Annotated in this window: 22 protein-coding genes; 16 read left to right on the top strand and 6 right to left on the bottom strand. The window is 41.6% G+C overall.

Annotation, left to right across the window (positions count from 1 at the left end; genetic code table 11):
- Positions 1 to 120: 120 nt before the first annotated feature.
- Complete coding sequence (locus tag DWW23_RS25505) at positions 121 to 714, bottom strand: sugar O-acetyltransferase (protein ID WP_122357276.1); 594 nt, start codon at positions 712 to 714, stop codon at positions 121 to 123.
- A 303-nt stretch (positions 715 to 1,017) separates the two neighbouring features.
- On the opposite strand from DWW23_RS25505, the gene DWW23_RS25500 reads away from it, so the two are divergent.
- Positions 1,018 to 1,884 (top strand): DUF3737 family protein, encoded by an 867-nt coding sequence (locus DWW23_RS25500; RefSeq protein ID WP_122357275.1) that lies wholly within the window; start codon positions 1,018 to 1,020, stop codon positions 1,882 to 1,884.
- Positions 1,881 to 3,038 (top strand): MalY/PatB family protein, encoded by a 1,158-nt coding sequence (locus tag DWW23_RS25495; protein ID WP_122357274.1) that lies wholly within the window; start codon positions 1,881 to 1,883, stop codon positions 3,036 to 3,038. The genes DWW23_RS25500 and DWW23_RS25495 overlap by 4 nt, the downstream gene beginning before the upstream one ends.
- A 15-nt stretch (positions 3,039 to 3,053) precedes the next feature.
- On the opposite strand, the gene bla is transcribed toward DWW23_RS25495, so the two are convergent.
- A complete protein-coding gene (gene bla, locus DWW23_RS25490) occupies positions 3,054 to 3,947 on the bottom strand; it encodes a class A beta-lactamase, subclass A2 (RefSeq protein WP_122357273.1) in 894 nt (297 codons plus the stop codon).
- Between the two features lie 20 nt (positions 3,948 to 3,967).
- Positions 3,968 to 4,885, bottom strand: a complete 918-nt coding sequence (locus DWW23_RS25485; protein ID WP_122357281.1) for a helix-turn-helix domain-containing protein — start codon at positions 4,883 to 4,885, stop codon at positions 3,968 to 3,970.
- A 205-nt stretch (positions 4,886 to 5,090) separates the two neighbouring features.
- On the opposite strand from DWW23_RS25485, the gene DWW23_RS25480 reads away from it, so the two are divergent.
- The 3 genes from DWW23_RS25480 (at position 5,091) to DWW23_RS25470 (ending at position 10,205) form a co-directional block, all read left to right on the top strand.
- Complete coding sequence (locus DWW23_RS25480) at positions 5,091 to 7,301, top strand: outer membrane beta-barrel family protein (RefSeq protein ID WP_122357280.1); 2,211 nt, start codon at positions 5,091 to 5,093, stop codon at positions 7,299 to 7,301.
- 37 nt (positions 7,302 to 7,338) lie between these two features.
- Complete coding sequence (locus DWW23_RS25475; RefSeq protein ID WP_122357272.1) at positions 7,339 to 9,675, top strand: ATP-dependent helicase; 2,337 nt, start codon at positions 7,339 to 7,341, stop codon at positions 9,673 to 9,675.
- A gap of 311 nt (positions 9,676 to 9,986) precedes the next feature.
- Entirely contained in the window at positions 9,987 to 10,205 is a 219-nt protein-coding gene (locus DWW23_RS25470; RefSeq protein WP_122357271.1) for a DUF6722 family protein, read from the top strand.
- Positions 10,206 to 10,369: 164 nt separating this feature from the next.
- Here DWW23_RS25470 and DWW23_RS25465 read toward each other — a convergent pair whose 3' ends face one another.
- From DWW23_RS25465 to DWW23_RS25455, 3 genes are all read right to left on the bottom strand, one after another.
- The gene (locus DWW23_RS25465; RefSeq protein ID WP_147382651.1) at positions 10,370 to 11,830 is read right to left on the bottom strand and encodes a TlpA disulfide reductase family protein; all 1,461 of its coding nucleotides are present in this window, start codon (positions 11,828 to 11,830) and stop codon (positions 10,370 to 10,372) included.
- Between the two features lie 234 nt (positions 11,831 to 12,064).
- Positions 12,065 to 13,402: a TonB family protein gene (locus DWW23_RS25460; RefSeq protein WP_122357269.1), complete on the bottom strand. Its 1,338-nt coding sequence runs from the start codon at positions 13,400 to 13,402 to the stop codon at positions 12,065 to 12,067.
- A 17-nt stretch (positions 13,403 to 13,419) separates the two neighbouring features.
- Positions 13,420 to 13,779, bottom strand: coding sequence for a BlaI/MecI/CopY family transcriptional regulator (locus tag DWW23_RS25455; RefSeq protein WP_122357268.1), 360 nt, complete (start codon positions 13,777 to 13,779; stop codon positions 13,420 to 13,422).
- A 420-nt stretch (positions 13,780 to 14,199) separates the two neighbouring features.
- On the opposite strand from DWW23_RS25455, the gene nspC reads away from it, so the two are divergent.
- The 11 genes from nspC (at position 14,200) to DWW23_RS25400 (ending at position 25,431) form a co-directional block, all read left to right on the top strand.
- The gene (nspC, locus tag DWW23_RS25450; RefSeq protein ID WP_122357267.1) at positions 14,200 to 15,339 is read left to right on the top strand and encodes a carboxynorspermidine decarboxylase; all 1,140 of its coding nucleotides are present in this window, start codon (positions 14,200 to 14,202) and stop codon (positions 15,337 to 15,339) included.
- Positions 15,340 to 15,461: 122 nt separating this feature from the next.
- Positions 15,462 to 16,415, top strand: a complete 954-nt coding sequence (gene ftsY, locus DWW23_RS25445) for a signal recognition particle-docking protein FtsY (RefSeq protein WP_122357266.1) — start codon at positions 15,462 to 15,464, stop codon at positions 16,413 to 16,415.
- A gap of 132 nt (positions 16,416 to 16,547) precedes the next feature.
- Positions 16,548 to 17,846 (top strand): 30S ribosomal protein S12 methylthiotransferase RimO, encoded by a 1,299-nt coding sequence (gene rimO / locus DWW23_RS25440; RefSeq protein ID WP_122357265.1) that lies wholly within the window; start codon positions 16,548 to 16,550, stop codon positions 17,844 to 17,846.
- Between the two features lie 77 nt (positions 17,847 to 17,923).
- Positions 17,924 to 18,214: an HU family DNA-binding protein gene (locus DWW23_RS25435; protein WP_122357279.1), complete on the top strand. Its 291-nt coding sequence runs from the start codon at positions 17,924 to 17,926 to the stop codon at positions 18,212 to 18,214.
- On the top strand, positions 18,207 to 19,493 hold the full coding sequence (locus tag DWW23_RS25430) for an HU family DNA-binding protein (RefSeq protein ID WP_122357264.1): 1,287 nt from the start codon (positions 18,207 to 18,209) through the stop codon (positions 19,491 to 19,493). Before DWW23_RS25435 ends, DWW23_RS25430 begins: the two co-directional genes overlap by 8 nt.
- Before the next feature lie 157 nt (positions 19,494 to 19,650).
- Positions 19,651 to 20,646 carry a MoxR family ATPase gene (locus DWW23_RS25425; protein ID WP_122357263.1) on the top strand — a complete coding sequence of 332 codons (996 nt, stop codon included), beginning with the start codon at positions 19,651 to 19,653 and terminating at the stop codon, positions 20,644 to 20,646.
- Positions 20,647 to 20,771: 125 nt separating this feature from the next.
- Positions 20,772 to 21,641, top strand: a complete 870-nt coding sequence (locus tag DWW23_RS25420) for a DUF58 domain-containing protein (protein WP_122357262.1) — start codon at positions 20,772 to 20,774, stop codon at positions 21,639 to 21,641.
- 2 nt (positions 21,642 to 21,643) lie between these two features.
- Positions 21,644 to 22,648 (top strand): hypothetical protein, encoded by a 1,005-nt coding sequence (locus DWW23_RS25415; RefSeq protein ID WP_122357261.1) that lies wholly within the window; start codon positions 21,644 to 21,646, stop codon positions 22,646 to 22,648.
- A 1-nt stretch (position 22,649) separates the two neighbouring features.
- Positions 22,650 to 23,636, top strand: coding sequence for a VWA domain-containing protein (locus DWW23_RS25410; protein WP_122357260.1), 987 nt, complete (start codon positions 22,650 to 22,652; stop codon positions 23,634 to 23,636).
- 12 nt (positions 23,637 to 23,648) lie between these two features.
- Positions 23,649 to 24,668, top strand: a complete 1,020-nt coding sequence (locus tag DWW23_RS25405) for a VWA domain-containing protein (protein WP_122357259.1) — start codon at positions 23,649 to 23,651, stop codon at positions 24,666 to 24,668.
- Between the two features lie 13 nt (positions 24,669 to 24,681).
- On the top strand, positions 24,682 to 25,431 hold the full coding sequence (locus DWW23_RS25400; protein WP_183671586.1) for a tetratricopeptide repeat protein: 750 nt from the start codon (positions 24,682 to 24,684) through the stop codon (positions 25,429 to 25,431).
- Positions 25,432 to 25,433: the final 2 nt, after the last annotated feature.

The raw sequence follows: 25,433 nt of genomic DNA, 5'->3' as shown, positions 1-25,433 counted from the left end.
GTTCTCTCATTTTGGATTCTTATAGAGAGTCAACCATATCTACAAAAAGACAAACTGTAATAGGTTGTCAATTAGTTGGGTACGTTGAAATAGACAATAGGGGACAAATGACTATTCCTGTCAATTGGAATTTTTTCTGATAACTCTACAAGGATTTCCAACCGCTATACCGTTGGCGGGTATTGATTGGGTTACCACACTTCCGGCACCGATGACGCAATTATCTCCGATCGTGACACCCGGAAGGATGATAGCGCCGCCTCCGATCCATACATAATTTCCGATAGTGATCGGGAGGGCTTTCGTTTTGAAAAAGAGTTCCCCTGAATTTTCATCCCAGTTTTCTACAAATCTTTCGCTGGCAGCTACCGGGTGTGTTGCTGTATATAGTTGTACGTTGGGAGCAATTAAAACATGATTTCCGATCGTAATAATGTTATCGTCTAAAAAGGTACAATTCATGTTTATAACGACCTTATCCCCAATAAAGATATGTTTACCGCATTCGCAATGAAAATTAATATCCACGCTGACATGCTTGCCAACTTTTCCGAACATTTCATGCAAAAGCTCCGTCCTCGCTTCCGTATCGGAAATATCCGTTGCATTAAATTTCGAGAGTAATCTTTTATTCCGGATGATCATATCCAAAACCTCTTTGTCGAGCCGGTTGCAGTATTCACCGGCTAAAAATTTTTGATAATTGGTTTTCATGTTCTGATAACTGTATTAAATGCATAGTCGAATGGCAGTCTGCTTTGTAGACTTGCTACACCCGTAAAAGTACGAATAAATCTATATGTATCATTATATTCCTCATGGAAATACGATATTCTGAATTTCTGTAATTTGGGTTATGATACCAGTAATTTGTCTACAAAAGATATTATATCCCGATTGTAATTTTGTAGTGTAGAAAATAGCCATGCGGAAAAGCAGACGGATTTCTTCAGTAAAGTCTTGCTATAAAAAACAAATAGAAATTATAAAATAACGAATAAACTAATTAATTGAATTATGGAAATTATTAAGAACAGAGAATATGAAGGCGAACGTCCTTTATTTGCGACACATGATTTACAACTGGAAAATGTAACGATTCATACAGGTGAATCAGCTTTAAAAGAATGCAGTAATATCATCGCGGTAAACTGCCGCTTCGAGGGTAAATATCCCTTTTGGCATAACGATGGCTTTATCCTGAAAAATTGTCTTTTTACTGATGGAGCACGTGCTGCCTTATGGTATTCAAGGAATCTGCAAATGACTGACACTATTGTAGAAGCCCCGAAGATGTTCCGTGATATGGATGGGATCAAATTAGAGAATGTGCAACTATCCAATGCGTTGGAAACATTCTGGCATTGCCGCAACGTTGAACTGAAGAATGTACAGGTCGACAAAGCAGATTACCTGTTTATGCACGGAGAGAATATTCATATTGAGAATTACAGCCAGAATGGGAATTATTCATTCCAGTACTGCAAGAATGTCGAAATCCGTAATGCCGTTATCCATTCGAAAGATGCCTTCTGGAATACTGAAAATGTGACAGTGTACGATTCTGAACTGACCGGTGAATATCTGGGATGGCACTCACATAACCTGCGTCTGGTAAATTGCAAAATATCAGGGACACAGGCTCTTTGCTATGCACATGACCTGGTGATGGAGAACTGTACAATGGCGGATGATGCTGATCTTTGTTTTGAATATAGCAGTGTACAAGCTACCATTAACAGCCCGGTACATAGCATAAAAAATCCGCGTACCGGATGTATTACGGCTGAAAGTTATAATGAAATCATTATTGATGAAAACATCCTGCGACCGGCAAATTGTGAACTGAGACTGTGGGATAACATAACTTGCTTCAATCAATGAAATACTATTTTGATGAAATAATACCCCGTCGTGGAAGTAATTCCTATAAATGGGATACAGCGAAAGAAGAGGATGTTCTTCCCATGTGGGTAGCCGATATGGATTTCCGCACAGCCCCTTGTGTGGTTGAAGCATTGCACAAACGAGTGGAACATGGCATTTTCGGTTATACCAAAGTGCCTTCCGCTTATTACGAAGCTGTAACGAACTGGTTCATGCGACGGCACGGTTGGCAAATAAAGGAAGATTGGATTATCTATACTTCTGGTGTAGTTCCGGCCTTATCAGCCATAATCAAAGCTCTGACCATGCCGGGCGATCGTGTATTGGTACAAACTCCGGTTTACAATTGCTTTTTCTCCTCTATTCGTAATAACGGTTGCGAAGTGGTCACCAATCCACTTCTTTATACCGATGGAACTTACCGGATCGATTTCGATGGTTTGGAAAAAGAAGCCTCCGATCCTAAAGTCAAATTATTACTTTTATGCAACCCGCATAATCCGGCAGGCAGAGTTTGGACCCGGCAGGAATTGATGCGTATCGGCGAGATTTGTTTTCGGAATGATGTATGGGTGGTCGCTGATGAGATTCATTGCGAACTCGTTTTTCCGGGACATTCCTATACGCCTTTTGCCTCCATCTCGAAAGAATTCCTGATGAATTCCGTTACCTGTACTTCACCTAGCAAGGCCTTTAACCTGGCTGGATTACAGATAGCAAATATTATTTCTGCCAATGAATATGTGCGTATGAAAATAGACAAGGCGATTAATATCAACGAGGTCTGCGATGTGAATCCTTTTGGAGTTGAAGCCCTGATCTCTGCTTACAATGAAGGTGAAGAATGGTTGGAAGAACTTAAACAATACCTGCTGGGCAACTATAATTACCTGAAAAGATATTTTGAAAAGTATCTCCCTCATTTGAAAGTTTTACCGTTGGAAGGAACCTATTTGGTTTGGGTCGATTGTTCCGCCCGGAAACAATCTTCGGAAGAGATTGTGAAGACTTTGCTGGATAAGGAAAAACTGTTGGTAAACGAAGGAAACATGTATGGCGAAGTGGGTAAGTACTTTATTCGCATCAATATTGCTTGTCCGAGGGCGCTTCTGATCGATGGTTTAGGCAGGCTTAGACGTGCTTTGAAATAAGAGGATATAAATACCTCATTCAGTGAGGTATTTATAAATCACGTCCGATATAGAAGCTATGATTTTCGCATTTGTTTCCATACTTTCATTTGAATCTTTGATAAATACAGCAACAGTGTATCTGCTTCCATCCGGAAGCAGGACAAAACCGATGTCATTTGTACCAATAAATTGTCCCTTTTCATTCAGATCACTGGTACCGGTTTTGTGTCCTATAACTGCCTTTGTTTTTAATAATGGCAGTGGCAAACGGTCTTTTCCGGTTTCACATTCGATCATGATATTTTTGATGAATTCCTGATATTCCTCTTTAAATAATGACCGGGTAAGTAAGATGTCTAATAAACGGGCAGCTTCTAATGGTGTGCTCCAGTTCAGGTAGCAAGCTGATAAATCCAGATGCATATCATCTTCGGTGATTACAATAGAGAATTGCTGTAGACCTAAGGAACGGATATACTTATCCGCAACAGAAGGACCGCCTATATATTTGAATAAGACGTCGCAAGCAATATTATCACTTAGCTGGATAGTGTACTTCAATAGTTCACTGATCGGAAGGGAAACATTTCCCTGGGGATATTTATCACGCAACGGACTGTAGGTGTTTTCGATTATATCCTCTTTCTCTATCCGTATTTGGGTATCGAGAGGCAGATTGTTTTGTTGCAAATAATTGAGTACAGCCAATGCCTGATGAAACTTGAATACACTCATCATCGGATACCGGTCTTCGTTATTAACGGTAACAGTGTCTTTGCCATTTAATATGATACCTACACCTATCCGGGCTTTTTTATCTTTGATAATTTCTTGAATATTGGCTTTTAATTGCTCTGATTGTGCCTGCAAACCGGCAATGCAGCAGAAGCTGAAAAGAGTACAAAAAATAATACGTATGTGTTTCATAAATATAAAATGAATAACATTTATACCGCAATGCTTTCTTTGATCTCCAACTGATAAGCTCTTCCTCTGTCGGTCGTTATTTTTAAATTGCTGTTATCTTCTACCAGCGGACGCAGACGTCGGATCAAAGTGTTCAACGTTTCGTCGGCATTGTCTTTGCCCGGCCATAGTGTATCGCAGATATCTGCTCTTGGCAGGATATGGGAGGAGGAGAGGAAAAACATTTCCATGATCTTGTATTGTTGCGGAGTAAGTTTTAGTTTCTCCCGGTCTTCCTTATAGAAACATGCATGGTGACAGGAAAAAGTCAGATTTCCGAAGACCAATGTCTTTTCTTCTTGTGGCTGGCTTGCGCTTCTGCGACGAAATAAAAAGACAGAAAGGGCACCGGACAAGATGGCAACGATCAACAGTATCAAAGGAGTTTGTTTATCTGTAAGTGCCAGAATATCCGTAGTCGAGTAATTGATATATCCTTGAAAAGAAATTCCCAGTTCTTCCTGTGATGCTTCGGGGATATTCAGGTTGGCACTCAGCCAGATAACGGTATCGCTTGCCAGATAATTCTGTGTTTGGTCTTTTTCCGGAGTTACGTATGCGATAGATTTATCTGTTGTTTTCTTATTTTTTACGTGTACAATAATACCGCTTTTCTTTTTCAGTTGCTCAAACTTCAATGCTTCGGCAAAATCTTTATTATAACTTTCGATAGAGACCGGATTTCCGAAAAGAGCAGACAAGCGCGAATAAGTTTTAAGTGTATCCTGATTCATCCATTGTCCGGACTTTTGCATAATAGTCTGCTGCAATGCCTGATTCAGATCCGAAACGATTGCTTTCTGTGCTTCCGAATAATTATGAAAGCCGAAACTGAATGATAGTACAAGCATGCAGGCTGTAAAAATAACCGATAGATTTGCTGCTAACCGTGTGTTCATCGTTTTTCTTTTATTAACGCCCGAAGATAAGAATTTATTGTAATCCGTACCGGTAACAATCGTATCTATTTTCGTGAAATCCGCTAAATAACGGGATGTCATGCAATTGTCAGATAAATGTCAGACAGATGTACGCCAATTATTTATACTGTCGTTCCTTTTGCCGTCTACTTTTGTTTCGGATAATTCAATTAAAATATATTATATGAAAAAAATAGTTGGTTTATGCGTGTTGATCTTACTTTCTAAAAGTATCGAAGTATGCGGACAGGTTGATTCCCTGTCCCTCAAAGAAATCGAACTATCGGAAGTGAGTGTGGTTGCAGCCAAGCCATTAATAAAGGCAGATGTGGATAAGACCGTTTATAATATAGCGGACGATCCCGATTCGAAAACTAATACATTGCTTGAGATGCTTCGGAAAGTCCCGTTTGTAACTGTCGACGGTAATGACGATATCAAAGTGAACGGCAGCAGTAGCTTCCGTGTTTATATGAATGGTAAACCGTCCGGTATATTATCGAATAATCCGAAAGAAGCATTGCGGAGTATACCGGCTAATACGATTAAAAAGATAGAGGTCATTACCGATCCCGGGGCACGTTATGATGCAGAAGGGGTTAGCGGGGTACTGAATATTATAACCAAAGGTTCGGAGTTCGAAGGATACAATGCAGACCTGAACACGATCTTGTTGAACAGAATGCAGATGATAGGAGGATATGCTACGATCAAATACGGCAAGTTATCACTCTCTGCCAATTATTCTTTCAGCCATTATAAAAGTAAGATAAAGGCCGAATCTTTTCAGCAGCAGTTTAACAGGCCGGAAGAAACTTACCTGAACCAATATAACAATAGTTCCTATAAAACACCCGGACATTATGGAGGCCTGGAAGCTAGTCTGGAGATCGATTCTCTTAACCTGATAACCTTATCTGGCTTTTTGAATAATGGGCATAACAAATCGAACAGTTTCGTTAGCTATTCCATGGAAGACGCCGGACATGAACCTGTATATTCTTATGGGCATGACCGGAATAATTATGATAAATGGGGATATAATTCGATAAAAGCAGATTATCAACGTTCTTTCAGGCGAAATAAGAAAGAGATGCTTACATTGTCTTATCAGTATGGTTATTCTCCACAAAACACCAATAATTATTCAGAGATTATAGATAAACAAGGAGATGCTGTTTCGTTGGAATATCTGGAAAATTTTAACCATCAACGGAATAAAGCAAAGAGTGATGAACATACATTACAACTGGATTATACAAATCCGTTTACTGAAAAACATAGTATGGAAAGCGGATTGAAATATATACGCCGGGTCAGTAGCAGCAAAGCGATTTCAGAAGTGAAAAGACAGGAATCGGATGACTGGAGCCCCTCGGATTATCAACCTTTTCTCGATTATAGACATTTGCAGAATATAATGGCTGTTTATGCAGGTTATGGTTATTCATATAAAAAATGGGGAGTCAAAAGCGGTCTTCGGATGGAACATACCTGGCAGGACGTAACCTATAAGGAAGGCGATGGAAAGGATTTCGGTTATCAGGCAACCGACTGGGTGCCGTCTTTGTCCGGATCATTTAAAATAAGCGATCTTCAGAGTCTTCGTTTGTCTTATAATTTACGTTTGCGCAGGCCGGGTATCGACCGTCTGAATCCTTATATCTCGATAACGGGAAAGAGTATCAACTACGGAAATCCGGATTTGAAATCGGAGAAACATCATCGCATTACATTGGCATATAGCTATTTTGCCTCCAACTTCAATATGCAGGCAACCGTGCTTTATACTGAATCCCGCAAAGGGGTCGGTGAGTATCAGTTCCTGGATGCGAATAATGTGCAGAATCATACCTATGCAAATCTGGAAAATATAAGAGGCGGAGGACTAGGTGGTTATGTTGGATATAATCCTTCCGCTAAGACTTCGTTGTCGGTCAATGCATCTCTTTATTATCTGAACTTGTGGGTCGACAAGAAGTATGAAACTCAACTTCCCGGACTGGATAATCAGGGAGTAAGTGGAGGTATATATGCCAATTTCTCACAGAAGCTGAACCGTGGATGGCGTATCAATTTATCCGGTGGTTGCGGTAAACAGGAAATATCGCTGGGTTATCATCCTGATTTATTTTACTATTACGGAGCAACGATCTCTAAATCGTTTATGAAAGAGAAACTGACGCTGGCTTTACGCGGACAAAATTTCCTGCAACCTTACCGGAAAGGAACCGGTAAACAAATTTATCCGGATTTTAATCTTACCCAGAAAATCCGGTATTACGATAATACATTCGGTATTTCAGTAAGTTACCGTTTCGGGGAATTGAAGGAGAATGTGAGGAAGGTTGCCCGTAGTATCACGAACGACGATCTGGAACGTTCAAATAAATAAAAATTAGTACCTTTGTATTCCTAAAAAGAGAAGGTACGTGGAAGAATATCTGGATCAACTAAATGAGAGTCAGCGCGAAGCTGTTAAATATAATGAAGGGCCGTCGCTGGTGATTGCCGGCGCCGGTTCCGGTAAGACAAGAGTACTTACTTATAAGATAGCTTATCTGGTACATTTGGGGCTGGCACCTCAGAGTATTCTTGCACTTACTTTTACCAACAAAGCGGCACGTGAAATGAAAGAACGTATTGCAAAGATAACCGGTGACCAGACGGCACGCCGGTTATGGATGGGAACGTTCCACTCGATCTTTTCACGTATCCTTCGCTATGAAGCAGAACATATCGGTTACCCTTCCAATTTCACGATTTACGACGCATCCGACTCGAAGAGTCTGCTGAAGGCGATTATCAAAGAGATGCAGCTGGATGATAAAGTGTATCGTATCGGAATGATACAGAGCCGTATTTCGAACGCTAAAAATGCGTTGGTCACCTGGAAGGCTTATGAGCAATCCAAGGAGTTGATGCAGCATGATATAGATTCGAAAGTCCCTTTGTTACGTGAAATATATAAGCGCTATCAGAACCGTTGCCAGCAGGCAGGAGCAATGGACTTCGACGATCTGCTGCTTCAAACGAATATCCTGTTTCGCGACCATCCGCAAGTATTGGAAAAATATCGTAGCTTCTTTCAGTTTGTACTGGTTGACGAGTATCAGGATACAAACTTTGCCCAGCATTTGATCGTTCAGAAACTTTGCGAGCAACATCGCCGTATTTGTGTGGTGGGAGATGATGCTCAAAGTATATACTCTTTCCGCGGAGCCAATATCGATAATATCCTGCAATTCAAAAATCAATATCCGGGTTGCCGTATCTTCAAATTGGAACGCAATTACCGTTCTACACAGAATATCGTAAATGCGGCAAACAGTCTGATCCATAAGAATAAAGAACAGATATTCAAGAACGTATATTCGGAAAAGGAGCAAGGCAGTAAAGTCCGTGTCTCTTCTTCCTATTCCGATTATGAAGAAGGATACGCAGTAGCAGCCATGATCAATGAAATGCGGATGCGCAAGGATTATGATTATTCCGAATTTGCCATTCTGTACCGGACAAATGCCCAATCGCGTATTCTGGAAGAGGCGCTTCGTAAAAGAGGAATACCCTACAAAATATATGGCGGCTTGTCTTTTTATCAGCGTAAAGAAGTGAAGGATGTAATTTCTTATCTGCGCCTGATAGTCAACCCGCATGATGAAGAGGCTTTTAAACGTGTTATCAATTATCCTTCCAGGGGAATCGGTGATACAACGGTTAATAAGGTAATCAGTGCTGCTACGGAAAATAACGTAAGTCTTTGGACCGTACTGAATGCGCCGATTGATTATGCGTTGCCGATCAATAGTGGGACGGCGAAGAAGTTGTCCGACTTCCGTGAAATGATTGAACGGTTTATACAGGAGAATGCACGTCTTTCCGCTGAAGAAATGGCTGCTATGGTCGTAAAGGAGAGTGGAATCGTCAGTACGCTCTTTCAGGATCGTTCGGTAGAAGGGATCAGTAAACAGGAAAATCTGCAGGAGTTATTGAAAGGTATATCTGAATTTTGCGAATTGAGACGCGAGGAAGGAGTCGAACAAGTTTCTCTGGCAGACTTTCTTTCTGAAATATCCCTGTTGACGGATCAGGATAATGACAAAGACGAACAGGCGAATAAAGTGACCATGATGACTGTTCATGCTGCCAAAGGTTTGGAATTTAGAAATGTGTTTGTAGTCGGTCTGGAAGAAGAACTGTTCCCGTCGTCCATGTCGAAAGATAATCCGCGTGCGGTGGAGGAAGAACGTCGTTTATTTTATGTAGCAATTACCCGTGCCGAAGAAAACTGTGTGCTGACTTATGCCAAGAGCCGTTTTCGGAACGGGCAGAGTGCTATGTGTTCTCCCAGCCGTTTCCTGAAAGATATCGATGTGCAGTTTCTGGAACTTCCGGCAGACTCGTTAGCAGATACGTTTGCTGCTGCCCGTGAACGCTTTGAACGTCCGGCTTTTTCTTCACCTTTCCAGCAGCCTCGGGCAGTGGAGAAAGAAGAACCGTCTTTCATCTCTCCTGTGGCACAGGCACAACAACGTCAGCGTTTGAGAAAGGTGGAAACTGCAACTTCCTCTCCGGTATCGTCTTCTGCACCAGCTTCCGATCTTTCCGGTTTATGTGTCGGAGCCAAAGTACGCCATGACCGCTTCGGGGAAGGTGAAGTTATTGCTATCGAAGGAGATGGAGGCAATGCCAAAGCAACAGTGGCATTTACTCATTTCGGACAAAAACAGTTACTTTTAAAATTTGCCCGGTTGACAATCATAAAGTAAATAAGTTCACAAATTCTCAAAATGCAGGATTCGAGCGAAAAGGTCATAACTTCCATCTTCATATAGACGAACTGGAATGGTACATCAGCATTCAAAAAGATCCGTTTGGATATAGTTCTGATTTTTGTCTTTGAGATAGAGATCGGCATCACCTTCAAAGAATATTATCCATTAATGCCCCAGTCTAATTTGTATCTTGCAATATCTTAATACTAAGTCCGGTTTACTTGAATGAAAATAATTTGATAATCTATCCTTATAGATGAAAAAATAATTACATTTGTAACTGATTACAATTAAAATCTTACGTTATGGGAAAGTTTATAGTTCAACAAGAAAAGCAAAAAGTCCGTAAAGAGACAATGGGTAAGTACTTTTACGATCTGTCAAGGTTAACTTTTGCGGCAATGGTTTTGGGGGGAATAATATCATTTTTTCAGGGAATTGAAATTAAATGGTGTTATGTAGTATTTTTGGGACTCATAGTCGTTTTTGCATTTGCCCGTATTGGTAATAACATCTTAAAATAAAGAAAATGATAACTTTTGGAATATTAGCAATCGTCGCAGTTGGCATTTATATTTATACGATAACCCCAGCTGGTAAGCGGTGGATCGATAAATTGTAAAAGGAAATTTCTAAAACAAATAAAATCAAGCCAATAGATCAATTATGAATCTATTGGCTTTTTATATCATAACAGACTGTTTATTTTTTGTTTGGTTCGAGGATCACTGGGGCGTACTACTGTTCCGTAATCCACAATGATTCCTTCGCGGTTGAGCAATAGATAATGAGGATAGCCTTTTAGTTCCAGTCGGTTCAATATTTTTATTAAAGATTTATCATCCGCAAAGTCCGTTTGATACAGGCAATCGATTCCCGGTTGTTGCAGATCCAGCCGTTTCACTAAATCGTCCCATGTCTTTCTGGGCCCACCGGCACAAATGCTTACCATAACGACATCCTCCGGAGAAAACTCTTTACGAAGTTTTTTGAGCGGTTCCATTTCACCCAGGCAGGGAGAACAAGCTGTAGTCCAGAAATCCAGATAAATTACTTTTCCTTTATATTTATCCATTATCTCATAAACAGGTTTCATAAAATCCAAATCGGCTTTCAAACCCGGCATATCGGAATAGTTTCCGTAAAGCATATAATTAGATACGGTACGGGGATTTTTCAGAAAATCTTTTTTGTTCTGATAAGCCGAATGAAGCACCTGGCTTAGAACAGGAATATGTACAATCGAATCAAGTTGTTTCTGCCGACTGGAGAAAAGCGTTGTGTCGTTTGATACTAGCGACCGTGAGATTGATGCAGCATAAAGATATTGCTTGATATTTTTCCCTGTGGGATAAGCCACGAAATCATCGAAAGTAGTCTTCTCTTTCTTTACTTTATATATTTGACAAGTAATAAAAGAACTAATGGTTTCTGTCAACTTGAATATATTTGACGGAATGATCTCCCCTTCAAAAAGAGAGTTGGCTTTAGCAAATATCTCCTGTTCGTTGTATCTTGAGATATCTTTATTTTGCCAACTCCGGGTGCTGAGATAGTCGATCAATATGCGATAATAATCGATTTTCAAAAGTTTGTCCGTATATTGCCGTATCTCTTCGTCCGGTTTGTATGTGTCGAGAAACTCCTGTCTTCGTTCTTGCCGTAGTTGATATTCCTGTTGTAACTCAGTCTCAAAGGCTTCCGGTTCCAGATCTCTTCTGATTAAATAGTCTTCTATATAATAGCGTCCGCTCTGTGCGAAAGTATTTATTTCCTGATTCCTTTTTTCGGCATCTCCGGATATCTTCGGATTAAGAATGTTTTTAAAGTCTATCTCCACATGCAGGCTATCACCCGGACTGACAAATAAATGGTCTGCATACTTACTGATCTGCACATTTCGGAGTTTGGCGTAAGGAGAGAAACGGAACGAAAAACTTCCGTCTTCAGCAATAGGTACAACATATTTCGTCTCCTGGTCACGAAAAAACGGAACGATAAGTGTTAAGTCTTTTTCCTGCGGGTAAAAATCACTGTTCAAGACTTTTCCGGTAATAATAACTTCCTTCGAGTAATCCTTATATTCTTTGTCGGATGGATTACAAGACAGGCATAAAAAAGGAATCAGAGGTAATAATAGTCGTTTCATGGGATTCGGGATTACAAGATACTTTGTAAACAAAAATACGATTTTATATCGAGTAAGGAGTACGAATCTAATAAAAATCTATACTTTTGTAAGTACTAACTTCGAATAAAAAATATTTCCCTTTTTCGAGAGGGTGGGGCATGTTATCTTTATTATCGCCTGGCAGCATTTTGAAGATTTCATGCCTTCTTTGTGTCTACTCAAAAAAGGGAAATAGATGTTAAACCGGATTGATTATTGTAATTTGAAAGTAACAGGTACAGTATAAGCGACTCTTATGATTTCGCCTGATTTGTTTTTACCCGGAGTCCATTTAGGCATTAATTTAACAACCCGTAAGGCTTCTGCATCCAGCGAAGGAGAGATGCTGCGTACAACTTTAAAGTCTGATATGCTACCATCTTTCTCTACGATAAATGTCAGAGACACACGCCCTTCTTCTTTCTTTTCAAAAGCCTCTGTCGGATACTTTATGCTTTTGGATAAAAACTGTAACAGCGCTTCCTGTCCACCTGGAAATTCAGGCATCACTTCACAAACAGTGTGCACTTTGTCATCATCCGGAGGAAGCGGTGCTTCCGCTATCGTTGCCGGGACAAATTCGGGAGTCGTTGCAGCAACAAGCGCTTTAGGGGCTTCCGTTGTCCGGTTATTTACAATCCGCGCCATTACATCGATGTTGTTGAATAACAACATGGCAGCAGCCATCGGGATTAATGCCAGATACTTTACTTTTCCGACATTATTCGTTCTTTTTTTGTTTAACATAGAAATTCTCTTTTTTAATGGTAAGACACTGAAATTATTATATAGATTTGCTATAGCCGTATCTGAATGTTCCAATCCTATGAGGTGATACTGATATTTTTTCTTGTCGTATCCGGCATGCATAACTTCCTGATCTGCCAGATATTCCAGGTTTATGCCGATCTCTTTCTTGAAGAGCCAGGCAAACGGATTTATCCAGCAAATAACAGAAACCAACTCTCCGAGCAAGACATCGAAAGAGTGAACTTGCCGGACATGGGCCGCTTCATGCTGGAGTATTTCTCCCAATATAAGCTCATTCTGTAGTTTCGTAGGGATGAAGATCCATCGGAAGAAAGAATAAGGTTCTTCCGTTTCCGGGATCAGATATACCTTAATTCCGTCGATCATACGCTTTTTACTCCGCCGATGTGTTACGAATAAGTTTATCATTTCAGCTATGCACCGGATGGTTAAGATCAGCACTCCGGACAGATAGATGATGATAAAGCCGTTCATGCCTGCTTTTCCCCAATCCATATTCGCTTCATTGGCCGTTTTGTCCATACTAGCGGCAGCCTCGACAGGTATCTCCTTGGGTAAGATCGTTGAATAATAGGAAATCATTTCCGATATGGTCGGACGTGTTGACAGCCAATTACTGATATCAGGCAATTGATATAGAAAAGCGATCAGCAACATGCCCAATAACGTTATCCGTCTCAGTCCGAAAAATGTATCATTACGGAATAACAGGCGGTAACTTATATAAAGTAAAGCCAACGCCAGGTTTACTTTGATGAAATAGATAAATAGCGGCGTCATAGCAAAGCGTTTTTTAATTATTCTTCATTTTCAATCAGGTTCATCAGATCCTGCAGATCGCTTTTAGATAACTTCCGGTCTTTTACAAAAAACGTAACCATTTCTTTGTAAGAGCCCGTAAAGTAGTCCCTGACAACATTCGACATGAAAGTCCGCTTGTAGTCTGCCTCTTTGATCAAAGGTGAGAATTCGGTAATTGTTCCGTACTTCTTCGGCGAGACATATTTTTTACGTTCCAGGTTGCGCACAACGGATGCGACACTGGTATAAGGAGGACGGGGTTCCTGCATTTCATTCAGGATATCCCGGATAAAGCAAGGACCTAACTTCCATATATACAACATGATCTCTTCTTCTTGTGCTGTCAATCGTTCCATCTGTCTATAATTTTCTGATTAATAGTCTACTATTTTTTAGCAAAGCTACTAATATTTAGTAGATATACAACCGGAAGCCTTGTAAATATTGTTAAAGGGGACAAAAATACTCTTGTGTCATTGCAGGGGTAATACTACTGCAAATGTCGGATGCTTGCTAGTTGCCTATGTAATACCTATATAAAAGTACTTTTTTCATGTTACTGACAACTGATGCCATAACTATGGCAAAAGAGTGCCACAGGCATGGCACAGTAATGCCACTAGCTTGGCACTCTTCTGCCAACGTTGTGGCAGAGGGTTTACGCTCTTATCTGTATTAAGATTTGTAGCTGACGTTATCTTCTTCCGCTTGGTATACTGGGATATTCTGAATATAACATTATCTTTGTAGCTTATTTAATTGAATAAAAAAACTAAATGATCGATTTCAACGTAATACCATCTCCTTGTTATGTGATGGAAGAGAAACTGCTTCGTAATAACCTGGCACTTATTAAAAGTGTAAAGGAGCGGGCAGGAGTGAATATAATTCTTGCATTCAAGGCATTCGCTTTGTGGAAATCTTTTCCGATCGTTCGTGAGTATATACCGTATTCAACGGCCAGTTCGAAGTTTGAAGCACAGTTGGCTTTTGAAGAAATGGGAAGTCCGGCTCATACGTATTCCCCGGCTTATACGGAAGCTGATTTTCCTGCCATATTGAAATATAGCAGTCATATAACTTTCAATTCGTTATCTCAGTTCGAGCGTTTTTATCCGATGGTGAAAGCGGATGGGAGCCGTGTCTCATGCGGTTTGCGCATCAATCCGGAATATTCGGATGTGGAAACCGAGTTATACAATCCTTGCGCACCGGGTTCAAGGATGGGAGTTATTTCAGACCTGTTGGGCGACAAGTTACCGGAAGGAGTAGAAGGACTCCATTTTCATACGCTTTGCGAATCCTCTTCGTATGATCTGGAAAAAACATTGGGGGAAGTGGAAAAGCGTTTCGGACGTTTCCTTCCTCATATCAAATGGTTGAATATGGGAGGCGGACATCTGATGACACGAAAAGGATATGACACGGAACACCTGATATCTTTACTTCAGTCATTCAAGGCTAAATACCCTAATTTAGAAATCATTATGGAACCGGGAAGTGCTTTTGCCTGGCAAACAGGCTTCCTGTTGACCACAGTTGTGGATATCGTGGAGAACCACGGTATAAAGACTGCTATAATCGATGCGTCGTTTACCTGCCACATGCCGGATTGCCTGGAAATGCCGTATAAGCCGGCCATCCGTAATGCCACTGACCGGATAGAAGGAAAACCGACTTACCGTATCGGTGGAAACAGTTGCCTGAGCGGTGATTATATGGGAGACTGGTCGTTTGATGAACCACTGAAAATGGGAGATAAGATTATCTTTGAAGATATGATCCATTATACAATCGTAAAAACGTCCATGTTCAACGGAATACCACATCCGTCATTGGCTCTGTGGAGTAAGGATGACAAACTGGTTCTATACCGGACATTCGGCTACGAAGATTATAAAGGGAGAAATGGTTAAGTTGATAGTTTACAAGTGACAGTTTTTAGATAACTTTCCACTGTCAACTGTCACCTGTCAACTAAAAAAGTTGTAACTTAGCGGTCTCATTCTAAGCAGAAATAAATTAAGCGGATTAATATATGGGTATTTTTAGCTTTTTCAGTAAAGAAAAAAAGGAAACTTTAGACAAAGGGTTATCTAAGACCAAAGAAAATGTTTTTTCTAAACTCACCAGGGCCATTGCCGGTAAGAGCAAAGTCGATGATGAAGTATTGGATAACCTGGAAGAGGTGCTTATTACTTCCGATGTCGGTGTAGACACAACGTTGAAGATCATCGAACGCATCGAGAAGCGCGTAGCCCGTGACAAATATGTGACTACCCAGGAACTGACAACATTGTTGCGTGATGAGATCGCAACTCTGCTGACCGAAAATAATACGGAAGATGCTGAAAGTTTTACTCTGCCGGAAGATAAAAAGCCTTATGTCATTATGGTGGTCGGTGTGAACGGGGTCGGTAAAACGACTACGATCGGAAAGCTCGCTTATCAGTTCAAGAAAGCCGGGAAAAATGTTTACCTGGGAGCTGCCGATACATTCCGTGCAGCGGCTGTGGAGCAACTCGTTATCTGGAGTGAACGTGTCGGTGTCCCTATCGTAAAGCAGAAAATGGGTTCAGATCCGGCTTCTGTGGCATTCGATACGCTTAGTTCGGCCAAGGCTAATAATGCCGATGTGGTGATTATCGATACGGCAGGTCGTCTGCATAACAAGATAAACCTGATGAATGAGCTGACCAAGATCAAGAATGTGATGAAGAAAGTCATTCCGGATGCTCCCCACGAAGTTTTACTGGTGCTGGACGGTTCCACAGGGCAAAATGCTTTTGAACAGGCTAAGCAGTTTACGGCCGCAACGGAGGTGAATGCGTTGGCTGTCACTAAATTGGACGGAACAGCTAAAGGAGGTGTGGTGATCGGTATTTCCGACCATTTCCGTATCCCGGTGAAATATATCGGTCTAGGTGAAGGGATGGAAGATCTGCAGGTCTTTAACAAAAAGGAATTTGTCAATTCATTATTTGGAGAATAATATTTAAAAGTAACTTTTCCCCTCTTGGGAGGGGGCAGGGGGTGTGTAACAATTACGTATTTGATACTTTTTACACACCCCTTTCCCCGCTCAAGAGGGGAATTGGTTACTATTTGTTTGCATATTAATCATATGAGAAAAAATAAAGTAGATATAATCACGCTTGGTTGTTCGAAGAATCTGGTCGATTCGGAACAGCTGATGCGCCAGTTTGTAGCTAACGGTTATACGGTAGAACATGATCCCCATAAAATAAACGGAGAGATTGTCGTTGTAAACACCTGCGGTTTTATCGGAGATGCCCAGGAGGAATCGATCAATATGATTCTGGAATTAGGGGAAGCCAAGAAGAAAGGAAAGATCGGGCAATTATACGTTATGGGATGCCTTACGGAGCGTTTCCTGGAAGAAATGAAGCAGGAACTACCCGAAGTAGATCATTTTTACGGTAAGTTCAATTGGAAACAGCTCCTGTCCGATATCGGTAAATCTTACTATCGCGAACTGGCTTCCGACCGTGTGCTGACAACCCCGAAACACTATGCCTTTCTGAAGATAGCGGAAGGATGCAACCGCACCTGTTCGTATTGCGCGATACCTATCAGTACCGGGCATTATCAGTCTCTTCCGATGGAGCAGATAGAAGAAGAAGTGCGTCTGCTCGTTGCCCAGGGGGTAAAAGAGTTTCAGGTGATCGCACAGGATTTGACCTATTACGGACTGGATATATATAAGAGGTACGCGTTACCGGAATTGATCGAACGTATTTCTGATATTCCCGGTGTGGAATGGATCCGCTTACACTATGGTTATCCGTCTCATTTCCCCTATGATCTGTTACGGGTAATGCGTGAACGTGATAATGTCTGTAAATATCTGGATATCGCTTTGCAGCATATCAGTGATCATATGTTGAAAATGATGCGCCGCAATATAACCAAGGAAGAAACATACGCCTTACTGGAACGTATTCGCAAAGAGGTTCCGGGCATTCATCTCCGGACAACGCTGATGGTCGGTCATCCGGGGGAGACGGAGCAGGATTTTGAAGAGTTGGTCGAATTTGTCAAAAAAGCACGCTTCGAGCGTATGGGGGCATTTGCCTACAGTCACGAAGAAGGCACTTATTCATTCAAGAATTATACGGATGATGTCCCTGAAGAGGTAAAACAGGAGCGTTTGGATTATCTTATGCGGATACAAGAACGTATCTCTGCCGAGATAAACGAAGAAAAGGTAGGCCGGACTTTTAAAATAATGCTCGATCGTGAGGATGAAGATTATTATGTCGGACGTACCGAGTTTGACTCACCTGAGGTAGATCCGGAAATCCTTGTTTTTAAAGAGCAATCATTGAATCCGGGAGAATTTTATAACGTAAATATCGAAGAATCACAGGCTTTTGACCTATACGGAAAAGTGTTGCTTTGATATAAAAACCATTAAGAAGTTTGTCTGTTTACAAAAAAATAACTAATATCGCTGCTGAATCTATTGATGAAGTAAGTATGAAAAACAAAGAACTGATAACAGAGTTGTCCGCGAAATTGGGGTGGACTTCACAGGAGGTAACAGAAATGTTATCTGCTTTTGGGGCTGTGGTCGGTTCAAAGTTAATGGATAATGATGCTATTTATTTACAAGGGTTCGGGTTGTTTGAAATCAAAAAGAAAGCAGAACGCATCTCTGTAAATCCGGCAAACGGGAAGCGTTATCTGGTCCCTCCGAAATTAGTACCTGTTTTCAAACCGGGAGCAACCATTAAATCTAAATTAAAAGAATTGAGCGACAATGAATAGTCGGCTAACGATACAAGACCTGGCCGCTTTACTAGCCGAGCGTACCGGAAAGGACAGGAATAGCTCCGAGCAATTCCTGAGAGAGTTTATTGCCATCGTATCACAGGGCGTTTTCACTGACAAAATGACTAAAGTAAAGGGGCTTGGCACCTTTAAAATTGTCTTGGTGGAAAAACGGGAAAGTATCCATGTGAATACAGGTGAGCGTTTTACGATCCCTGCACATTATAAGTTTTCTTTTCTACCCGATAAGGAGTTGCGTGAATTAGTCAATAAACCGTTTTCATTCTTTGAAACAACAGAACTGAATGAGGATGTTGATTTTACAGACCTGGATATATCCAATGGTGCAGAAGAGAAAGAGAGCGAAGACGAATCTGTAGAAGAGATCCTTCCTGAAAATGAAGAAACGGTTAGTGAAACTCCGCAGTTACAGCCAATAGCTGAAGAAGTTTCCGCCCCGGAGGAAACCGTTGCTGTTACGGAGCCTGATTTACAAACAACAGGGTCTGTAGGAAATAAGGTAGAAGAATTGACGGAAGAATCTATCGAACCGGAACAGGCAGAGGTAAAAGAGACGGAAGATCCCGGAACAGTAGAAGAAACAGAGGAGAAATCTTCAGTACCTGAAACAACAGAAACGGTAGAAGAATCTTCCGGACAGCCGGATGAAGAAATAAAACAACCGGTTACATCAACCGGTTTCAGTGAGACGGATTATCAGTTTGAAGACGAAAAACCGGCAGAATCACACTGGATGAAAGTTTGGGTTTCTTTGGGTATTGTAACTATCATAGCCGTGTCCAGTTTCTTTTTGTACCAGAATCGTAGTTTCTTTCTGGGACCGGAAAAACCGAAAGCATTAACCGGTCAGTCTTTGCCTGAAACGGCCATTGCCCTCCCGGATACAACTCAGGTAGAAGAAACAGAAGTGACAGAAAGCACTACTGTTGCGGAAGAAAAACCGGATACAACTTCTACTGTATCTTCAAATCAAACCGCTGAACCCACAGTACAAACACCGAAGGTATTGGCAAAAGTAAAAATAGAACCGGGAAGTCGTTTAACCTTGATCTCCCTTGAATATTATGGTAGTAAGATCTTTTGGGTTTACCTGTATGAGTTCAATAAATCAGTGATCAAAGATCCTAACAACGTCCCGGTAGGTACTGAAATACAAGTCCCTGCGCCAGAAGTATACGGAATCGACAGATATAGTCGTGCCTCCGTAGATAAAGCTGCTGCACGCCAGACAGAAATATTATCCGGAAATTTGTAACTAAAAATCCGCCTTTTTAAGTAAAATAAAACAAAATAGTTATCGTTAGGTTAGTATTATTTAACTGCAAAAGTGAAGGATACGAATTTAACATTTCTAATTTTGTGCAACCATAAAAACAAGCAGAAACAATAAACAATATAAATAGGAAAAATCTATGAGTCAGACAGTAGACATTCGTGAGTTGAACGAACGGATTGAGAGTAAAAGTTCGTTTGTAAACATGATTACGATGGGCATGGACCAGGTAATTGTTGGACAGAAGCATTTGGTGGAATCATTATTGATCGGTCTGCTTTCAGATGGGCATATCCTTTTGGAAGGTGTACCCGGGTTGGCAAAGACGCTTGCCATTAAAACATTGGCTTCACTGATCGATGCAAAATATAGTCGAATACAGTTTACACCGGACTTGCTGCCGGCCGACGTGATCGGTACTATGATTTATAGTCAGAAAAGCGAAGAATTTCAGGTAAAACAAGGCCCGGTCTTCGCTAATTTTGTGTTGGCGGATGAAATTAACCGTGCACCGGCTAAGGTTCAGAGTGCACTTCTGGAAGCCATGCAGGAACGTCAGGTGACAATCAGCGAAAACACCTATAAATTGCCGGAACCATTCCTGGTAATGGCAACTCAGAACCCGATCGAGCAGGAAGGTACTTATCCGCTGCCCGAAGCCCAGGTCGACCGTTTCATGCTGAAGGTGATCATCAACTATCCGAAGAAAGAGGAAGAAAAACTGATTATCCGTCAGAATATCTCAGGCGTGAAACCGGATATTAAAACGATCCTGACAAAGAATGAAATTCTGGAAGCCCGTAAAGTGGTTCGCGAAGTATATCTGGATGAAAAGATCGAACGATATATCGTCGATATTGTATTTGCCACCCGTTTCCCGCAGGAACATGGCCTGGCAAATCTGTCTAACATGATTGCTTTCGGTGCATCTCCCCGTGCTTCTATCAATCTGGCACTGGCTGCACGTGCTTATGCCTTCATCAAACGCAGAGGATATGTGATCCCTGAAGATATCCGTGCCGTGTGTCACGACGTGATGCGCCACCGTATCGGTTTGAGCTATGAAGCCGAAGCAAATAACCTGACATCCGAAGAGGTTATCAGCGAAATCCTTAATAAGGTAGAAGTACCTTAATTTTAATCCCGTCCGGGTGAAAAAGAAGTTTCTCCCGGATGAAATTTTATTTTCTTCCGAAAGGAACCTTTTTTCCACCCGGAAGAAACAAAAGGAATAGTGATTAAAAAATTAAAAGGATTACGATGGAAACAAGTGAACTATTAAAAAAAGTCCGGCGAATCGAGATAAAAACCCGTGGCTTGTCACGCAATATATTTGCAGGACAATACCATTCGGCGTTCAAAGGTCGCGGTATGGCATTCAGCGAAGTTCGCGAGTACCAGTACGGCGACGATATCCGCGATATCGACTGGAATGTGACAGCCCGCTATGTTCGCCCTTATATTAAGGTGTTCGAAGAAGAGCGCGAGCTGACCGTGATGTTGCTGATCGACGTATCGGGCAGTAGAGACTTTGGTTCCGTGAACGTAATGAAGAAAGAGGTGATTACCGAGATTGCTGCTACACTGGCGTTTTCTGCTATACAGAATAATGATAAGATCGGTGTAGTGTTCTTCTCTGATAAAATAGAGAAATTCATTCCTCCACAGAAAGGAAAGAAGCATATTCTTTATATCATTCGCGAACTGATCGATTTCAAACCTCAGGATACGAAGACTGATATCGGCCAGGTACTGAAATTCCTGACCAACGCCATTAAGAAACGTTGTACGACATTCCTGATATCCGACTTTATCGATAAGGAAGGTTTCAAAGACGCCCTGACGATTGCCAACCGTAAACATGACGTGGTGGCTATCCAGGTATACGACCGTCGCGAAACCGAGTTGCCGTCTGTCGGATTGATGAAAATAAAAGATGCTGAAACAGGAGCGGAGCGCTGGATCGACAGTTCTTCTGCCCGTGTCCGTGAAGCCTATAAAGAATGGTGGAACCGCCGGCAGGCAGCTATGAACGATTCGTTCAAGAAGTGCCGTGTCGATTCAGTATCTATTCGTACGGAAGATGATTATGTGAAAGCATTGATTGCTCTTTTTGATAAACGTAGTTAAGCATGCAAAAGAAAATTATAAATAAGGGCGTTCTGTTCCTTCTTCTGATCTTGCTGGCAGGAGGGAAGATGTTTGCACAGAAGACACTGATCGATGTGAAGATCGACTCGGCTGCTATTCTGATCGGGGAACAGACCGTTTTACATTTGACAGTTACCACAGACAAGGATAAACCGGTCCAGATCGTGATCCCCAATGATACGTTGATGCGTGGGGTAGAGGTTCTGAACCTTTCCAAGGCGGACTCGTCGGTTATCGAGAATGACCGCTTGCTGATCAAGCAGGATATTCTGATCACTTCATTCGATTCGTCGCTGTATTTATTACCGCCGTTCAAAGTGATCGACGGGGTCGATACGGTTTATTCCAATCAGGTAGCCTTGAAAGTTTCGACCATTCCTGTGAATGTGGACAAACCGGAGGAGTTCTACGATATAAAGGATATCTGGAAGCCGCCTTTTGTCCTGGCTGATTATTATCCGATCATTTATGGCATCTTGCTGGCTCTTTTCCTGATTTGTGTGATTGCTTATATCATTAAACGTATACGCAACAAACAGTCTCTTATCCCGTTCAAGAAGTCGGAACCGAAACTTCCGCCTCATGAACAGGCCATCAAGGAACTGGATGAAATCAAACAACAGAAACTATGGCAACAGGGACGTAGCAAGGAATACTATACACTGGTTACCGAAACATTGCGTCGTTATATTGTAGAGCGTTTCGACATCAATGCTATGGAAATGACTTCTGCCGAAATCCTAGATATCATCCGTAAGCAGCATGAAGCTGATTCTGTATACGAAAATCTGAAACAGATACTGAACCTGTCTGATTTTGTGAAATTCGCTAAAATGAATCCGCTTCCTGATGAGAATGACTTGAGTATGGTAAATGCATACTTGTTTATTAATCAGACAAAGATTGAAGAGGTTGCCACTCCTGAAGTTGCCGAAACTGAAGAAAAGACAACTGAAACAAACGATTCTAATATAACAAAAGAATAAAATGGTATTTGCAAATCCTACATATCTGTATTTGTTATTGCTGCTTATCCCGATGATAGGATGGTATATCTGGAAGCTCTGTAAAAGTCAGGCTAGTTTGCAGGTATCATCTTCGGAAGCATTCGATGCACCGGGGGCGACTTCGTGGAAGGTTTATCTGCGTCATGTCCCCTTTGCACTAAGAATGGCAGCAATAGCTGTACTTATTATTATATTGGCGCGTCCACAGTCGACAAATAGCTGGCAGAACACTTCTACGGAAGGTATCGACATTGTCATGGCAATGGATATTTCCAGTAGTATGTTGGCACAGGACTTTAAGCCGAACCGTCTGGAAGCATCCAAAGATGTGGCTGCTTCTTTTATCAACGGCCGTCCGAACGATAACATCGGGTTGGTGGTTTTTGCGGCTGAAAGTTTTACACAATGTCCGCTTACTACCGACCATACCGTGTTGCTGAACTTATTCAAAGATATTCAGCCGGGTATTATCCAGGATGGAACTGCGATCGGTCTGGGACTGGCAAATGCGGTAAGCCGTATTAAAGACAGCCAGGCAAAATCGAAAGTGATCATTCTGCTTACAGACGGTGTGAACAATGCTGGCGAGATTGCTCCTGTTACGGCAGCCGAGATCGCCAAAACGTTTGGCATCCGTGTGTATGCAATCGGTGTGGGAACACAAGGCACAGCGCCTTATCCTTTCCAAACCGCATTTGGTGTACAATATCAGGATATTCCTGTCGAGATCGACGAACCTACGTTGAAGCAGATCGCGTCAACGACAGGCGGACAGTATTTCCGTGCTACGGATAATAGCAGTTTGAAGGAAATCTATTCAGAGATCGACAAGATGGAAAAGACCAAGATCAGCGTTCAGCAATACAGCAAGAAACAGGAAGAATATAAAAACTGGGCTTTGTTGTTGTTTGCGTTGCTTTTAGTCGAGATTTTATTGAGAAATACATTGTTAAGAAATATACCGTAAATATAAAGGCTTATGTTTCGTTTTGCACATCCGGACTTTTTGTACTTGCTTTTCATCCTTCCGGTACTCATTGCATTCTATGTATATGCGATGATCCTGAAGAAAAAAGCAATAAAGAAATATGGTAATCCCGAATTGTTGGCAGAGTTGATGCCGGAGGTTTCTCCCAAGCGTCAGCATCTGAAGTTTTGGCTATTGTTCGGAGCCATTACAATGGTTATCTTTGTTATTGCCGGACCTCAGTTCGGCTCCAAGTTGGAAACCGTAAAACGGCAGGGCGTGGAGATTATGGTCTGTCTGGACGTTTCTAACTCCATGTTGGCAGAAGATGTTTCGCCCAATCGTTTGGATAAGGCTAAACAGATGCTGTCGAAACTGACGGATGGTTTTAAGGATGATAAAATGGGATTGATCGTTTTTGCCGGTGATGCTTTCACCCAGTTACCGATCACTTCCGATTATATTTCGGCCAAGATGTTCCTTTCCTCTATCAACCCGTCGATGGTTTCGACGCAAGGTACGGCAATCGGATCGGCTATCAACCTGGCTATGCGTTCATTTACTCCCAGCGAAACGTCGGATAAAACAATTATCCTGATCACTGATGGTGAGAACCATGAAGATGATGCTGTAAAAGCAGCTGCCGCTGCCGCAGAAAAAAATATTCATGTAAATATTGTGGGTATGGGTGACCCGAAAGGTACGCCGATCCCTGTAGCCGGAGCCAATAACTACATGAAAGATAAAGACGGCAATGTGGTTATTACCAAGTTGAACGAACAGATGTGCCAGGAGATTGCAGCAGCAGGTAAAGGAATGTATGTACGTGCAGACAATACCAATTCAGCATTGAAGGCATTGCAGAAAGAGATAGAGAAGATGAATAAATCGGAACTCGACAGCAAAGTCTATTCCGAATATAACGAACAATTTCAGACACTGGCATGGATCGCATTGATCCTGTTGATCGCAGACTTCCTCACATTAGACAGGAAGAATCGTATTTTCAGAAAAGTAAAATTGTTCTCTTAATTCAATGGATAAGATGAGACATATACGAAAATCAATGATATGGATGGGAGCGTTCCTGTTTTGCTCAGGAGCGGTGTTTGCCCAGAAGGCTGAACGTAAGAATGTACGGGAAGGGAACAAGTTGTACAGCAGCGAAAAGTTCACCGAATCCGAAATCGCTTACCGTAAAAGTCTGGATGTAAATCCCCGTTCTGTTGAAGGTACTTATAATTTGGGAAATGCTTTATACAAGCAGAAAAAGTTCCCGGAGGCAGCCGAGCAATATCAGCTGTTGACCGGTCAGGCTGAGAAGATGGTCGAAACAGAAGAAGGGAAAGCCCGTCTTGCCAGTGTATTCCATAATTTGGGCGATATCAGCATGCAAAGTAAAGAGTACGCCAAGAGCGTAGAAGCTTTCAAACAGTCTTTGCGTTTGAATCCGCTGGATGACGAGACACGTTATAATCTGGCATTGGCTCAGAAGTTGCTTGAGAATCAACAAAATCAGGACCAGGATCAAAACCAGGATCAGCAGAATGAGGATAAAAAGGATGATCAGGAAAATAAGGATGATCAACAGCAACAAGACCAGCAGCAACAGCAGCAGGATGACAAGAAAGAAAATAAGACTCAGCAAGAACAACAGCAAAATGAACAGATGAGTCAGGACAACGCTCAGCAGATGTTGGATGCATTCCTGCAGGACGAAAAGAATACGCAGGAAAAGGTAAAGAAGGCACAGGCACAACAGCAACAGCGTCGTAAAACAGATAAAGAGTGGTAATA

This window comes from Parabacteroides sp. AF14-59, assembly GCF_003479515.1.
Lineage (GTDB): Bacteria > Bacteroidota > Bacteroidia > Bacteroidales > Tannerellaceae > Parabacteroides > Parabacteroides faecis.
The sequence above is the reverse complement of the archived record's forward strand: the minus strand, read 5'-3'. Positions and strand labels throughout refer to the sequence as shown.

What these genes read in the sequence shown, in the direction of transcription:
- DWW23_RS25505 (WP_122357276.1), bottom strand. Translation starts at nt 714, where the DNA reads ATGAAAACCAATTATCAAAAATTTTTAGCCGGTGAATACTGCAACCGG.
- DWW23_RS25500 (WP_122357275.1), top strand. Translation starts at nt 1,018, where the DNA reads ATGGAAATTATTAAGAACAGAGAATATGAAGGCGAACGTCCTTTATTT.
- DWW23_RS25495 (WP_122357274.1), top strand. Translation starts at nt 1,881, where the DNA reads ATGAAATACTATTTTGATGAAATAATACCCCGTCGTGGAAGTAATTCC.
- bla (WP_122357273.1), bottom strand. Translation starts at nt 3,947, where the DNA reads ATGAAACACATACGTATTATTTTTTGTACTCTTTTCAGCTTCTGCTGC.
- DWW23_RS25485 (WP_122357281.1), bottom strand. Translation starts at nt 4,885, where the DNA reads ATGAACACACGGTTAGCAGCAAATCTATCGGTTATTTTTACAGCCTGC.
- DWW23_RS25480 (WP_122357280.1), top strand. Translation starts at nt 5,091, where the DNA reads ATGAAAAAAATAGTTGGTTTATGCGTGTTGATCTTACTTTCTAAAAGT.
- DWW23_RS25470 (WP_122357271.1), top strand. Translation starts at nt 9,987, where the DNA reads ATGGGAAAGTTTATAGTTCAACAAGAAAAGCAAAAAGTCCGTAAAGAG.
- DWW23_RS25465 (WP_147382651.1), bottom strand. Translation starts at nt 11,830, where the DNA reads ATGAAACGACTATTATTACCTCTGATTCCTTTTTTATGCCTGTCTTGT.
- DWW23_RS25460 (WP_122357269.1), bottom strand. Translation starts at nt 13,402, where the DNA reads ATGACGCCGCTATTTATCTATTTCATCAAAGTAAACCTGGCGTTGGCT.
- DWW23_RS25455 (WP_122357268.1), bottom strand. Translation starts at nt 13,779, where the DNA reads ATGGAACGATTGACAGCACAAGAAGAAGAGATCATGTTGTATATATGG.
- nspC (WP_122357267.1), top strand. Translation starts at nt 14,200, where the DNA reads ATGATCGATTTCAACGTAATACCATCTCCTTGTTATGTGATGGAAGAG.
- ftsY (WP_122357266.1), top strand. Translation starts at nt 15,462, where the DNA reads ATGGGTATTTTTAGCTTTTTCAGTAAAGAAAAAAAGGAAACTTTAGAC.
- rimO (WP_122357265.1), top strand. Translation starts at nt 16,548, where the DNA reads ATGAGAAAAAATAAAGTAGATATAATCACGCTTGGTTGTTCGAAGAAT.
- DWW23_RS25435 (WP_122357279.1), top strand. Translation starts at nt 17,924, where the DNA reads ATGAAAAACAAAGAACTGATAACAGAGTTGTCCGCGAAATTGGGGTGG.
- DWW23_RS25430 (WP_122357264.1), top strand. Translation starts at nt 18,207, where the DNA reads ATGAATAGTCGGCTAACGATACAAGACCTGGCCGCTTTACTAGCCGAG.
- DWW23_RS25425 (WP_122357263.1), top strand. Translation starts at nt 19,651, where the DNA reads ATGAGTCAGACAGTAGACATTCGTGAGTTGAACGAACGGATTGAGAGT.
- DWW23_RS25420 (WP_122357262.1), top strand. Translation starts at nt 20,772, where the DNA reads ATGGAAACAAGTGAACTATTAAAAAAAGTCCGGCGAATCGAGATAAAA.
- DWW23_RS25415 (WP_122357261.1), top strand. Translation starts at nt 21,644, where the DNA reads ATGCAAAAGAAAATTATAAATAAGGGCGTTCTGTTCCTTCTTCTGATC.
- DWW23_RS25410 (WP_122357260.1), top strand. Translation starts at nt 22,650, where the DNA reads ATGGTATTTGCAAATCCTACATATCTGTATTTGTTATTGCTGCTTATC.
- DWW23_RS25405 (WP_122357259.1), top strand. Translation starts at nt 23,649, where the DNA reads ATGTTTCGTTTTGCACATCCGGACTTTTTGTACTTGCTTTTCATCCTT.
- DWW23_RS25400 (WP_183671586.1), top strand. Translation starts at nt 24,682, where the DNA reads ATGAGACATATACGAAAATCAATGATATGGATGGGAGCGTTCCTGTTT.